A 13,678-nucleotide genomic window follows, 5' to 3' on the forward strand; every position below is an offset into this window, starting at 1 on the left:
CGTCTTCCCGTGGTCAACGTGGCCGATCGTGCCGATGTTAACGTGCGGTTTCGTCCGTTCGAACTTTGCCTTACCCATGGTGGCCTCCTCTAGTTCCTTGATGGCGGGCGCTGCCGAGGGGCGCGCGCCCGGCCCGTGTCACGTTCAGGCGTATTTCGCCTGGATCTCGTCGCTGATGTTCTGCGGGACCGGCTCGTAATGGTCGAACTGCATCGTGAACACGGCGCGGCCCGAGGACATCGAGCGCAGCGTGTTGATGTAGCCGAACATGTTGGCCAGCGGCACCATGGCGTTGATCACGTTGGCATTGCCGCGGGTATCCTGGCCCTGCACCATGCCGCGACGGCTGGTCAGGTCGCCGATGATCCCACCGGTATATTCCTCGGGCGTCACCACCTCGACCTTCATGATCGGCTCAAGCAGCCGGGCACCGGCCTTCTTGAGACCTTCGCGCATCCCTGCGCGGGTCGCGATTTCGAACGCCAGAACCGACGAGTCGACGTCGTGGAAGGCACCGTCGACGAGCGCGACCTTGAGGTCGATCACCGGGAAACCGGCCAGCGGGCCCGAATCCATGACCGACTTGATGCCCTTCTCGACGCCGGGGATGTATTCCTTCGGCACCGCACCGCCGACGATCCGGCTTTCGAACGAGTAGCCCTCGCCCGGTTCGGTCGGCATGATTTCCAGCTTGACGCGGGCGAACTGGCCCGTGCCGCCGGTCTGTTTCTTGTGGGTGTAGTCGACCTCGGCCTTGTGGCTGATGGTTTCGCGATAGGCCACCTGCGGAGCGCCGATATTCGCCTCGACCTTGAACTCCCGCTTCATGCGGTCGACCAGGATGTCGAGGTGAAGCTCGCCCATGCCCTTCATGATGGTCTGGCCGGATTCGATGTTGGTCTCGACGCGGAAGGACGGGTCCTCGGCCGCGAGACGCTGCAGCGCCAGAGCCATCTTTTCCTGGTCGGCCTTCGATTTCGGCTCGACCGCGATCTCGATCACCGGATCGGGGAAGGTCATGGTTTCCAGAACCACCGGCTTGGAGACGTCGCAAAGCGTGTCGCCCGTGGTGGTTTCCTTCAGACCGGCCAGCGCGATGATGTCGCCCGCAAAGGCTTCATCGATTTCCTCGCGGTTGTTCGAGTGCATCATCATCATCCGACCGACGCGCTCTTTCTTGCCCTTGGTCGAGTTGAGGATCGACTCACCCTTCTTCATCACGCCGGAATAGATCCGGGTGAAGGTCAGCGAGCCGACAAAGGGGTCGTTCATGATCTTGAACGCCAACGCCGAGAAGGGCTCGTCATCGGCAGCATGACGGGCGATGTTGCGCTCTTCGGTCTCGTCATCGGGCAGGAAGCCCATATAGGCGGGCACGTCCAGCGGCGAGGGAAGATAGTCGATCACGGCGTTCAGCAGCGGCTGCACGCCCTTGTTCTTGAAGGCCGAGCCCGCGGTCACCGGCACGAAGGCCAGCGCCAGGGTGCCCTTGCGGATCAGCGCGTGCAGCGTTTCGGTGTCGGGCTCGTTGCCTTCCAGATAGGCCTCCATCGCGTCGTCGTCCTGTTCGACGGCGAGTTCGATGAGGTTCGAGCGCCATTCATCGGCCTCGTCCTTCAGCTCGGGACGGATCTCCTGACGGGTCCAGGACGCGCCCAGATCCTCGCCTTTCCAGGTCCATTCTTCCATCGTGACGAGGTCGATGATGCCTTCCAGCTTGTCCTCGGCGCCGATCGGCAGGGCGATCGGGCACGGGGTCGCGCCGGTGCGGTCCTTGATCATCTTCACGCAGTTGAAGAAGTCGGCACCGATCTTGTCCATCTTGTTGACGAAGACGATGCGCGGAACCTTGTAGCGGTCCGCCTGACGCCAGACGGTCTCGGTCTGCGGCTCGACACCGGCATTGGCGTCGAGAAGGCAGATCGCACCGTCGAGCACGGCCAGCGAGCGTTCGACCTCGATGGTGAAGTCGACGTGGCCGGGGGTGTCGATGATGTTGAACCGGTACTTGGTGTCCGAGGTCCCTTCCGCGGACGGATCTTCCTGGCGCTGCCAGAAGGTCGTGGTCGCAGCCGAGGTGATGGTGATCCCCCGCTCTTGCTCCTGCTCCATCCAGTCCATGGTCGCGGCGCCGTCATGGACTTCGCCGAGCTTGTGGGACTTGCCGGTGTAAAAGAGGATGCGCTCGGTCGTCGTGGTCTTGCCCGCATCGATGTGGGCCATGATCCCGAAGTTCCGGTAGCGTTGAAGAGGATAAGCGCGGGCCATTGGAAGGGTCCTAGAGGCTAAAGGTCAGTTACCAGCGATAATGGCTGAACGCTTTGTTCGCGTCGGCCATCTTGTGGGTGTCTTCGCGTTTCTTGACGGCGGTGCCGCGGGACTGGACCGCGTCCATCAGTTCGCCGGCAAGCCGTTCTTCCATGGTGTTCTCGTTGCGCTTGCGGCTGGCATCGATCAGCCAGCGGATCGCAAGGGCCTCGCGGCGCTCGGGGCGCACTTCGACCGGAACCTGGTAGGTGGCACCGCCGACCCGGCGCGAGCGAACCTCGACGGCGGGTTTCACGTTGTCGAGCGCTTCGTGGAAGACCTCGACCGGAGCGCGTTTCAGGCGGGTCTCGACGCGGTCGAGCGCGCTGTAGACGATGCGTTCGGCGACCGATTTCTTGCCGTCGACCATCAGGTTGTTCATGAACTTCGTCAGCACGCGATCGCCAAACTTGGCGTCGGGCAGGATTTCGCGCTTCTCGGCAGCGTGACGGCGGGACATCTACGTCTCTCCTTACTTCGGACGCTTCGCGCCGTATTTCGAGCGGCGCTGCTTACGGTCTTTGACGCCCTGGGTGTCCAGCACACCGCGGAGGATGTGATAGCGGACACCGGGAAGGTCTTTCACCCGGCCGCCGCGGATCAGCACGACCGAGTGTTCCTGCAGGTTGTGGCTTTCGCCGGGGATGTAGCTGATGACCTCGAAGCCGTTGGTCAGACGCACTTTGGCGACTTTCCGCATGGCCGAGTTCGGCTTCTTCGGAGTGGTGGTGTAAACGCGCGTGCAGACGCCGCGTTTCTGCGGGCAGGCCTGCAGGTGCTGCGACTTCTGGCGTTTCACTTTCGGCTGCCGCGGCTTGCGGATCAGCTGTTGGATCGTCGGCATTCCGGTTCCCCGTATTGCAACCCGTTCAAATCTCGTCTTCGGTGCGCACCCGCCATTCTCAAACGGCAACGCGAAAACCGCATGCGTTCCCCTGTTCGCGGGAACGACGCGGTGTAGCTCCAGAGGATCGGGGCATGGGAGCCCGGATCATGACCACATCAGTTTCGGTATCAGGCGCGGCAGGTGGATCCACCAGCCCGAAGTGGGCGCGGTATAGGGCGAGTCGAACGGGGTGTCAACACCGCTTGGCCCGCCCGGGCCCCGCGCCCTGCCCCGGCTAGCGCATCCGAAGCGGAACCGGCCCCTGACGGATCGCCAGCCGCCGCTCGCGGTGGAAGGTGTAAACCCCCGTCGCGACCACGATCGAGGCACCGAGAATGGTCAGCCCCGACGGCCATTCGCCGAACACCGCCGCCCCCAGCAGCAGCGCCCAGAGAAGCGCGGTATAGCGGAATGGCGAGACCACGGCCACGTCGCCCACGCGCATCGCCGCGACCGAGGTGACATAGCCGAAGATCAGGAAAAGCGTCGCCCCGGTCAGCTGTGCCCAGGCCAGCGGCGCGATGGGCAGCCAGCGCGCGTCGCTGACGGCAAGCCCGGTCGCGGCGAACAGCATGACCCCCAGCGAGGCGGAGGTCGCGACCGCGGTCGAGGGCACCGCCCCCGACAGCCCTCGGGTCACGAGGTCGCGCAGCGTGACGCAGGCGACCGAGATCAGCGCATAGACCGAATAGAGGGTGAAGCCCTCGGTCCCCGGCCGGACGATCAGCAGGACGCCCGCGAACCCGACCAGGATCGCCAGCCAGCGCCGCCAGCCGACAGGGGCGCCCAGGAAGACCGCGCCCGCCAGCGTCACCGCCAGCGGGATCGCCTGGATGATGGCGGTCACATTGGCCAGCGGCGCGTGAAAGAGCGCGGTGATGTAGAAATAGGCCGCCCCGACCTCGGCCAGGGTCCGCAGCGCAATCCGGCCCTGATCGCGGCGCGGCAGGCGCAGCCTGAGGCCGCCCGTGGCCAGCCCGAAAACGATCAGAAGCGCCGAGGTGCCAAGCCCGCGCAGGAACACCGCCTGAAAGAACGGTACGCTGTCCGAAGCCGCCTTCATGCAGGCATCGTTGAAGGTGAAGGCGGCCATGCTGATCATCATCAGGACGGCGCCGCGCATGTTGTCGGAGAGGGTGGTCATGGAACTGCCTTAGCATCCCGGGCGCCCGGGCGAAGGTCTGTTTGCGGCATTCTCGACAAAGCGGCAAGAAACCTTTGTCGCCAATGCGCTATCCGCGCGGGACGGCCTGCCGAAAGACTGCCGAAAGCCGGTCTGGGGCCTGCACGGGGCCTGCACGGGGCCTGTCTGGGGCCTGTCCCGGACGCGACCGGGGAAAGAAAAACGCCCCCGCCGGTACGGGCGGGGGCGTTCGATGGTCAGGCGGTCTGCCGGATTACTCTTCGCGGCTTTCCGGGGTCTCGACCAGACCCAGATCGTCGTCGTCCAGCGGGCCGAAGGGATCCATCGGCGCGGCCAGGGCGGCGGCTGCCACCGCATCGGCCTGACGTGCCTCGATCACCTTCTGGTCGCGCTCGGCCGCGATGCGGCGCACGCGCTGGCTGGCCCCGCCGGTGCCCGCCGGGATCAGTCGGCCGACGATGACGTTTTCCTTCAGGCCGACCAGCTTGTCGCGCTTGCCCTGCACGGCCGCCTCGGTCAGCACCCGCGTCGTTTCCTGGAACGAGGCCGCCGAGATGAAGGACCGGGTCTGCAGCGAGGCCTTGGTGATCCCCAGAAGGATCGGTTGGCCCTCGGCGGGACGTCCGCCGCGCGCCAGCACCTTGTCGTTGGCTTCGTCGAACTCGGACTTGTCGACATGTTCGCCCTTCAGAAGCGTCGTGTCGCCGGAGTCGGAGATCTCCCACTTCTGCAGCATCTGCCGGACAATGACCTCGATGTGCTTGTCGTTGATCTTCACGCCCTGCAGCCGGTAGACGTCCTGCACCTCGTCGATCATGTAGTTCGCCAGAGCCTCGACACCCATGATGGCGAGGATGTCATGCGGCGCCGGGTTGCCGTCCATGATGTAGTCGCCCTTCTGCACGAAGTCGCCTTCCTGCACCGGGATGTGCTTGCCCTTCGGCACCATGTACTCGACCGGCTGCAGCGTGTCGTCCGCAGGCTCGATCGTGATCCGCCGCTTGTTCTTGTAGTCGCGGCCGAACCGGACATAGCCGTCCACCTCGGCGATGATGGCGTGATCCTTCGGACGCCGCGCCTCGAACAGTTCCGCCACCCGCGGCAGACCGCCGGTGATGTCCTTGGTCTTGGCGCCCTCGCGCGGGATCCGCGCCACCACGTCACCGGCCCGGATGTCCTGCTGGTCCTCGACCGACAGAATGGCGTCGACCGACATCGGGTAGGTCACCGGGTTGCCCGCCTCGTTGCGCACGGGTTCGCCGGTTTCGGGATCGACGATGATGATCTCGGGCTTGAGCTCGTTGCCCTTGGGCGCGGTCCGCCAGTCCGACACGATCTTCTGGGTCATGCCGGTGGCATCGTCGGTGTCCTCGCGGACCGAGATCCCGGTCACGAGGTCCACGAACTTGGCGCGCCCGGCCTTCTCGGCGATGATCGGCAGGGTGTAGGGGTCCCATTCGAAGAGCTTGTCGCCCCGTTTCACCCGGGCCTCCTCGGCCACGAAGACCTTGGTGCCATAGCCCAGCTTGAAGCTCGCCCGCTCGACGTCGTTGTCGTCGACGATCGCCAGCTGCATGTTGCGGCCCATCACGATGTGTTCGCCCGCCGCATTGGTCAGCAAGTTCGGGTTGCGGAACTCGATCCGGCCCTCCTGGCTGGCCTCCTGGAAGGATTGCTGACCGCCCTGGGCGATGCCGCCGATGTGGAAGGTCCGCATCGTCAGCTGCGTGCCAGGCTCGCCGATCGACTGCGCGGCGATGATGCCGACAGCCTCGCCGATATTCACCTTGGTGCCGCGTGCCAAGTCACGGCCGTAGCAGGCCGCGCAGACGCCCTCTTCGGCCTCGCAGGTCAGCGGCGACCGGATCCGGACGGTGGCGACACCGGCCTTCTCGATCGCATCCGCCTTGCGTTCGTCGATCAGCTCGTTGCGGGTGACCAGCACCTCGTCGGTGCCGGGTTTCAGCACGTCATCGGCCGCGACACGGCCAAGCAGCCGCTCCGCCAGGGTCGCCACGACCTCGCCGTCGTTGATCGCCGCCTCGCAGGTGATGGCGTTCTCGGTGCCGCAATCGTCGCTGCGCACGATGCAGTCCTGAGCGACGTCGACCAGACGCCGGGTCAGATACCCCGAGTTCGCCGTCTTCAGCGCGGTATCGGCCAGACCCTTCCGGGCACCGTGGGTCGAGTTGAAGTACTCGAGCACGGTCAGGCCTTCCTTGAAGTTCGAGATGATCGGCGTCTCGATGATCTCGCCCGAGGGCTTGGCCATCAGGCCGCGCATGCCGCCCAGCTGTTTCATCTGCGCGGGCGAGCCCCGCGCCCCCGAGTGGGACATCATGTAGACCGAGTTGGGTTCCATCTCGGCGCCCGCGTCATCGACGCGGACCGCAGAGATTTCCGCCATCATCGCGGTGGCCACCTCGTCGGAGCATTTCGACCAGGCATCGACGACCTTGTTGTACTTCTCACCCTGGGTGATCAGGCCGTCCATGTATTGCTGCTCGAACTCCTTGACCTGGTCGCGGACGCCCTCGACGATCTCCCACTTGGTATGCGGGATCACCATGTCGTCCTTGCCGAACGAGATCCCGGCCTTGAACGCCTCGCGGAAGCCCAGCCCCATGATCTGGTCGCAGAAGATGACCGACTCTTTCTGGCCGCAATAGCGGTAGACGGTGTCGATGACCTGCTGGACCTCTTTCTTGCGCAGCAGCCGGTTGACCAGCTCGAACGGCGCCTTGGCGTTCATCGGCAGCAGCGCGCCAAGCCGGATCCGGCCGGGCGTGGTGTCGTAGCGCTTGTAGACCTCGTTGCCATGCTCGTCGATCTGCTTGATCCGCGCCTTGACGCGGGCATGCAGATGCACCTCGCCCGCGTCCAGCGCATGCTGGACCTCGTCGACATCGGCGAAGGCCATGCCCTCGCCCTTCATGCCCTTGCGCTCCATCGTGATGTAGTAAAGCCCGAGGATCATGTCCTGGGACGGCACGATGATAGGCGCGCCGTTGGCGGGCGACAGCACGTTGTTGGTCGACATCATCAGGACCCGCGCTTCCAGCTGGGCCTCGAGGCTCAGCGGGACGTGCACGGCCATCTGGTCGCCGTCGAAGTCGGCGTTGAAGGCCGAACAGACCAGCGGATGCAGCTGGATCGCCTTGCCCTCGATCAGCGTGGGCTCGAACGCCTGGATGCCCAGACGGTGCAGCGTCGGGGCCCGGTTCAACAGCACCGGGTGTTCGCGAATGACCTCGTCGAGGATGTCCCAGACCTCGGGACGTTCCTTCTCGACCAGCTTCTTGGCCTGCTTGACGGTCGAAGAAAGACCCTTGGCCTCGAGCCGCGAATAGATGAACGGCTTGAACAACTCGAGCGCCATCTTCTTCGGCAGCCCGCACTGGTGCAGCTTGAGTTCGGGACCGGTCACGATCACCGACCGGCCCGAGAAGTCGACCCGTTTCCCCAGAAGGTTCTGCCGGAACCGGCCCTGCTTGCCCTTCAGCATGTCGGACAGCGATTTCAGCGGCCGCTTGTTGGCGCCGGTGATGACCCGGCCGCGGCGGCCGTTGTCGAACAGCGCGTCGACCGCCTCCTGCAGCATCCGCTTTTCGTTCCGGACGATGATGTCGGGCGCGCGCAGCTCGATCAGCCGTTTCAGACGGTTGTTCCGGTTGATCACCCGACGGTAGAGATCGTTCAGGTCCGAGGTCGCGAACCGGCCGCCATCGAGCGGCACCAGCGGCCGCAGTTCCGGCGGAATGACCGGAATGACCGTCAGCACCATCCATTCCGGACGGTTGCCGGATTCGATGAAGCTCTCGACAACCTTCAGACGCTTGATGATCTTCTTCGGCTTCAGTTCGCCGGTGGCTTCCTTCAGCTCCTCGCGCAGCTTCTCGGCCTCGGCCTCGAGGTCGATCTGAGACAGCATCTCGCGGATCGCCTCGGCCCCGATCCCGGCGGTGAAGGCATCGGTGCCGAACTGGTCCTGCGCGTCGAGATACTCTTCCTCGGTCAGCATCTGGCCGTAGCTCAGGTCGGTCAGACCGGGCTCGATCACCACATAGTTCTCGAAGTAAAGCACCCGTTCCAGATCGCGGAGCGTCATGTCCAGCATCAGGCCGATGCGGGAGGGCAGCGACTTCAGAAACCAGATATGCGCAACCGGGGCGGCCAGCTCGATATGGCCCATCCGTTCCCGGCGGACCTTCTGCAGCGTCACCTCGACGCCGCATTTCTCGCAGACGACGCCGCGATACTTCATGCGCTTGTACTTGCCGCAAAGGCACTCGTAGTCCTTGATAGGCCCGAAGATCCGCGCGCAGAAGAGACCGTCACGTTCGGGCTTGAACGTGCGGTAGTTGATGGTTTCGGGTTTCTTGATCTCGCCATAGGACCACGAAAGGATCCGTTCGGGCGAGGCCAGCGACACCTTGATCTCGTCGAACTGCTTGGGCGAGGCCAGCGGGTTGAACGGGTTGGTGGTCAGTTCCTGGTTCATTTTGAAGTCCTCAAATCAGCGCAAAGAGATGGGCAAGGGCGCGATTTTTCGCAGAAAAATCGGGCACCCTTATTCCTCATCCTCCACGTCCAGGAGTTCCATGTTCAGCCCGAGGCCGCGGACTTCCTTCACCAGAACGTTGAAGGATTCCGGCACGCCGGCCTCGAAATTGTCCTCGCCCTTGACGATCGATTCGTAGACCTTGGTCCGGCCCGCCACGTCGTCCGACTTCACCGTCAGCATTTCCTGCAGGGTATAGGCGGCGCCATAAGCTTCGAGCGCCCAGACCTCCATCTCCCCGAACCGCTGACCGCCAAACTGCGCCTTGCCGCCCAGGGGCTGCTGGGTGACGAGGCTGTACGGACCGGTCGAGCGCGCGTGGATCTTGTCGTCGACCAGGTGGTGCAGCTTCAGCAGGTACTTGACGCCCACGGTGACTTTCCGGGCAAAGCGCTCGCCCGTCCGGCCATCGAAGAGTTCCGACTGGCCCGACGTGTCGAAGCCCGCGCGGGTCAGGGCGTCGTTGACGTCCTGTTCCTTGGCGCCGTCGAAGACCGGAGTCGCGATCGGAACGCCGCGGACCACGGTCGAGGCGGACTCGACCAGAGACCTCTCGTCCATGTCGCGCAGGATCTCCTCATAGGCCTCCTCGCCATAGGCAAGCCGCATCGCCTCGCGCACCGGGGTCAGATCGCCCGAGCGCTTGTACTCGCCAAGCGCGTCGTCGATCTTCAGCCCCAGACCGCGCGCGGCCCAGCCCATATGGGTCTCGAGGATCTGCCCGACGTTCATCCGCGAGGGCACGCCGAGCGGGTTCAGCACCAGATCGACCGGTGTACCGTCGGCCAGGAAGGGCATGTCCTCCATCGGCACCACGCGGGAGACGACCCCCTTGTTGCCGTGACGGCCAGCCATCTTGTCGCCGGGCTGAAGCTTGCGCTTCACCGCGATGAAGACCTTGACCATCTTCATCACGCCCGGAGGCAGATCGTCGCCGCGGCGGACCTTCTCGACCTTGTCCTCGAAGCGGTGCTCGAGCGCGCGTTTCTGCGCCTCGAACTGGGCGTTCAGCGCCTCGACCTGACCGGCATCGGCCTCGTCTTCCAGCGCCAGCTGCCACCATTGCCCCTTGGACAGGGTCTCGAGCAGCTCTTCGGTGATTTCCGAATTGGGCTTCACGCCCTTCGGACCCTTCACCGCGACCTTGCCGAGGATCATCGACTTCAGACGCGCGTAGATGTTGCGCTCGAGGATCGCCTGTTCGTCGTCCCGGTCGCGGGCCAGTCGTTCGACCTCTTCGCGCTCGATCTGCAGCGCACGCTCGTCCTTGTCGACGCCGTGCCGGTTGAAAACCCGCACCTCGACGACGGTACCGTAATCGCCCGGCGGCAGACGCAGCGAGGTGTCGCGCACGTCCGAGGCCTTTTCGCCGAAGATCGCCCGCAGCAGTTTCTCTTCGGGCGTCATCGGGCTTTCGCCCTTCGGAGTGATCTTGCCGACAAGGATGTCGCCCGGCCCCACTTCGGCGCCGATATAGACGATGCCCGCCTCGTCGAGGTTGCGCAGGGCTTCCTCGCCGACGTTCGGGATGTCGCGGGTGATCTCTTCCGGCCCGAGCTTGGTATCGCGGGCCGCGACCTCGAATTCCTCGATATGGATCGAGGTGAAGACGTCATCGCGCGCGATGCGTTCCGAGATCAGGATCGAGTCCTCGTAGTTGTATCCGTTCCAGGGCATGAACGCGACGATCACGTTCTTGCCGAGCGCCAGCTCGCCCATGTCGGTCGAGGGACCGTCGGCGACGACCTCGCCCTTCAGGACGGTGTCGCCCACCTTCACCAGAGGCTTCTGGTTGATGCAGGTGTTCTGGTTCGACCGCTGGAACTTGCGTAGCCGGTAGATATCGACGCCCGGATCGCCGGGTTCAAGATCCTCGGTGGCCCGGATCACGATCCGCTGGGCATCGACCTGGTCGATGATCCCGCCGCGGCGCGCCATGATCGCGGCGCCCGAATCCTGCGCCACCACCTGCTCGATGCCGGTGCCCACGAAGGGCGCATCGGCCTGCAGAAGCGGCACCGCCTGACGCTGCATGTTCGCGCCCATCAGCGCGCGGTTGGCGTCGTCGTTTTCCAGGAACGGAATCAGCGAGGCCCCGACCGACACCAACTGCTTCGGCGAAACGTCGATCAGGTCGACGCTTTCGCGCGGCGCCATGGTGTATTCGCCGGCCTGCCGGGTGTTCACCAGATCGTTGATGAACTTGCCCTCGCCGTCGAGATTGGCGTTGGCCTGGGCCACGGTGTGCCGCATCTCTTCGGTCGCGGACATGTAGTGGACCTCATCGGTCACCTGCCCGTCGATCACCCGGCGATACGGGGTCTCGATGAAGCCGTACTTGTTCACCCGCGCATAGGTGGCAAGGCTGTTGATCAGACCGATGTTCGGGCCTTCCGGCGTCTCGATCGGGCACATCCGGCCGTAGTGGGTCGGGTGCACGTCGCGAACCTCGAAGCCCGCGCGCTCGCGGGTCAGACCGCCCGGCCCAAGCGCCGACAGACGCCGCTTGTGGGTGACTTCCGACAGCGGGTTGGTCTGGTCCATGAACTGCGACAGCTGCGACGAGCCGAAGAACTCGCGCACGGCGGCAGCGGCCGGTTTGGCGTTGATAAGGTCCTGCGGCATCACCGTGTCGATTTCGACCGAGGACATCCGCTCCTTGATGGCGCGTTCCATCCGCAGCAGGCCGACGCGGTACTGGTTCTCCATCAGCTCGCCGACGGAGCGGACCCGGCGGTTGCCGAGGTGGTCGATGTCATCGACCTCGCCCTTGCCGTCGCGCAGTTCGACCAGCGCCTTGATGCAGGAGATGATGTCGTCGCGGCGCAGCGTCCGCTGGGTGTCGGGCGCGTCGAGATTCAGACGCATGTTCATCTTCACCCGGCCCACGGCCGACAGGTCGTAGCGTTCGGAGTCGAAGAAGAGCGACTCGAACAGCGTGGTCGCCGCCTCGACGGTCGGCGGCTCGCCCGGGCGCATGACGCGGTAGATGTCCATGAGCGCGGTGTCGCGGCCCATGTTCTTGTCCGCCGCCATGGTGTTGCGGATGTAGGGACCGACGTTGATGTTGTCGATGTCGAGCACCGGGATGTCGGTGATGCCCGCATCCAGCAGCTCTTTCAGCGTGCCGCCGGTGACGTCGCCGTCCTTGTCGACGGTCCAGGTCAGTTCGTCGCCGGCCTCGACATAGATCGCGCCGGTGTCTTCGTTGATGATGTCCTTGGCGACATAGCGGCCAACGATATGTTCGAACGGCACCATCAGTTCGGTGACCCGGGCCTCTTCGATCAACTTCTTGACCTGACGCGGCGTGACCTTGTCACCGGCCTTGCAGATCACCTCGCCGGTGTCGGCATCGACCAGGTCATAGGTCGGACGGGTGCCGCGCACGCGTTCGGGGAAGAACTTGGTGACCCAGCCGCGGTTGCGTTCCAGCCGGAACGTCACCGTGTCGTAATAGGCATCCATGATGCCTTCCTGATCGAGCCCCAGCGCGTAAAGCAGGGTCGTCACCGGCAGCTTCCGGCGGCGGTCGATGCGCGCGAAGACGAGATCCTTGGCGTCGAATTCGAAATCGAGCCAGGAGCCGCGATAGGGAATGATCCGGCAGGCGAACAGCAGCTTGCCCGAGGAATGGGTCTTGCCCTTGTCATGGTCGAAGAACACGCCCGGCGACCGGTGCATCTGGGACACGATCACCCGTTCGGTCCCGTTCACGATGAACGTGCCGTTGGCGGTCATGAGCGGCATGTCGCCCATGAACACGTCCTGCTCCTTGATGTCCTTCACCGACTTGGCGCCGGTATCCTCATCGAAATCGAACACGATCAGGCGCAGCGTGACCTTCAGCGGGGCCGAAAAGGTCATGTCGCGCTGCTGGCATTCCTCGACGTCGTATTTCGGCCGCTCCAGCTCGTAGCGGACGAATTCAAGAACGGCGGTCTCGTTGAAATCCTTGATCGGGAAAACCGACTGGAACACCCCCTGGATGCCCTCGCCATCGGCGGGCGCGGGCCCCTCGCCGGAGTTCAGGAACAGGTCGTAGGAGGATTTCTGGACCTCGATGAGGTTCGGCATCTCCAGCACTTCGCGGATCTTGCCGTAATATTTGCGGAGTCGTTTCTGGCCAACGTAGCTCTGCGCCATCTGTGGTCTCGCCTTTCGTCTGTCGCGGGCGCATCCACCGTCGGGCCCCGGTGGCGCGCCGCTCGCGATGAGGGGGATAAGGTTCCATTCCTGCGGTCCGTCCCACCGGCCGCTCCCGAACCTCGAACCGCACCTTGGAAAGGGCTTTAGAAAGCAAGCCCTTTCCAAGACAGGTTCGGCTGGGCCCGGACAAACCGCCGGACCCAGCCAACATCTTTCAGGTCACGGGCGCTCGGCCCGCGATCCCGATCACTTGAGCTCGACTTCGGCGCCAGCCGCTTCGAGTTTGCCTTTGATGTCCTCGGCTTCGGCTTTGGAGACTTGCTCCTTGACGGCCTTGCCGCCGGCTTCGACCAGGTCCTTGGCTTCTTTCAGACCAAGACCGGTGATCGCGCGGACTTCCTTGATGACGTTGATCTTGTTCGCGCCAGCCGATTTCAGGATGACGTCGAATTCGGTCTGCTCTTCGGCAGCGGCGGCTTCGCCACCGGCAGCCGGGCCGGCCATCATGACGGCGCCGCCGGCGGCGGGCTCGATGCCGTACTCGTCTTTCAGGATGGTTTTCAGTTCCTGGGCCTCGAGAAGCGTGAGGTTCACGATCTCTTCGGCAAGTTTCTTCAGATCAGCCATGTTC

General features: G+C 64.3%; 7 protein-coding genes. All 7 read right to left on the minus strand.

Going from position 1 to position 13,678, the window contains the following annotated elements:
* Positions 1-144 precede the first annotated feature (144 nt).
* The 7 genes from fusA to rplL all read right to left on the minus strand — a co-directional run bounded on the left by fusA (position 145) and on the right by rplL (position 13,674).
* A complete protein-coding gene (gene fusA, locus DSD19_RS19605; protein ID WP_113670825.1) occupies positions 145-2,268 on the minus strand; it encodes an elongation factor G in 2,124 nt (707 codons plus the stop codon).
* A 28-nt stretch (positions 2,269-2,296) separates the two neighbouring features.
* Complete coding sequence (gene rpsG / locus DSD19_RS19610) at positions 2,297-2,767, minus strand: 30S ribosomal protein S7 (protein ID WP_075784657.1); 471 nt, start codon at positions 2,765-2,767, stop codon at positions 2,297-2,299.
* Positions 2,768-2,779: 12 nt separating this feature from the next.
* Positions 2,780-3,151, minus strand: coding sequence for a 30S ribosomal protein S12 (gene rpsL, locus DSD19_RS19615; RefSeq protein ID WP_042456862.1), 372 nt, complete (start codon positions 3,149-3,151; stop codon positions 2,780-2,782).
* Positions 3,152-3,428: 277 nt separating this feature from the next.
* A complete protein-coding gene (locus tag DSD19_RS19620) occupies positions 3,429-4,337 on the minus strand; it encodes a DMT family transporter (RefSeq protein WP_113670826.1) in 909 nt (302 codons plus the stop codon).
* 253 nt (positions 4,338-4,590) lie between these two features.
* The gene (gene rpoC / locus DSD19_RS19625) at positions 4,591-8,838 is read right to left on the minus strand and encodes a DNA-directed RNA polymerase subunit beta' (protein ID WP_113670827.1); all 4,248 of its coding nucleotides are present in this window, start codon (positions 8,836-8,838) and stop codon (positions 4,591-4,593) included.
* 69 nt (positions 8,839-8,907) lie between these two features.
* Positions 8,908-13,044: a DNA-directed RNA polymerase subunit beta gene (gene rpoB, locus DSD19_RS19630; RefSeq protein ID WP_075784654.1), complete on the minus strand. Its 4,137-nt coding sequence runs from the start codon at positions 13,042-13,044 to the stop codon at positions 8,908-8,910.
* Between the two features lie 249 nt (positions 13,045-13,293).
* The gene (gene rplL, locus DSD19_RS19635) at positions 13,294-13,674 is read right to left on the minus strand and encodes a 50S ribosomal protein L7/L12 (RefSeq protein ID WP_075784653.1); all 381 of its coding nucleotides are present in this window, start codon (positions 13,672-13,674) and stop codon (positions 13,294-13,296) included.
* Positions 13,675-13,678 lie beyond the last annotated feature (4 nt).

Origin of the sequence: Rhodovulum sp. BSW8 (assembly GCF_003314725.1) — a bacterium.
Taxonomy (GTDB): domain Bacteria; phylum Pseudomonadota; class Alphaproteobacteria; order Rhodobacterales; family Rhodobacteraceae; genus Rhodovulum; species Rhodovulum visakhapatnamense.

Excerpts from the sequence above, each read along its gene's own strand:
- DSD19_RS19620 (WP_113670826.1), bottom strand. The coding sequence starts at position 4,337 with ATGACCACCCTCTCCGACAACATGCGCGGCGCCGTCCTGATGATGATC.
- rplL (WP_075784653.1), bottom strand. The coding sequence starts at position 13,674 with ATGGCTGATCTGAAGAAACTTGCCGAAGAGATCGTGAACCTCACGCTT.
- rpoB (WP_075784654.1), bottom strand. The coding sequence starts at position 13,044 with ATGGCGCAGAGCTACGTTGGCCAGAAACGACTCCGCAAATATTACGGC.
- rpoC (WP_113670827.1), bottom strand. The coding sequence starts at position 8,838 with ATGAACCAGGAACTGACCACCAACCCGTTCAACCCGCTGGCCTCGCCC.
- rpsL (WP_042456862.1), bottom strand. The coding sequence starts at position 3,151 with ATGCCGACGATCCAACAGCTGATCCGCAAGCCGCGGCAGCCGAAAGTG.
- fusA (WP_113670825.1), bottom strand. The coding sequence starts at position 2,268 with ATGGCCCGCGCTTATCCTCTTCAACGCTACCGGAACTTCGGGATCATG.
- rpsG (WP_075784657.1), bottom strand. The coding sequence starts at position 2,767 with ATGTCCCGCCGTCACGCTGCCGAGAAGCGCGAAATCCTGCCCGACGCC.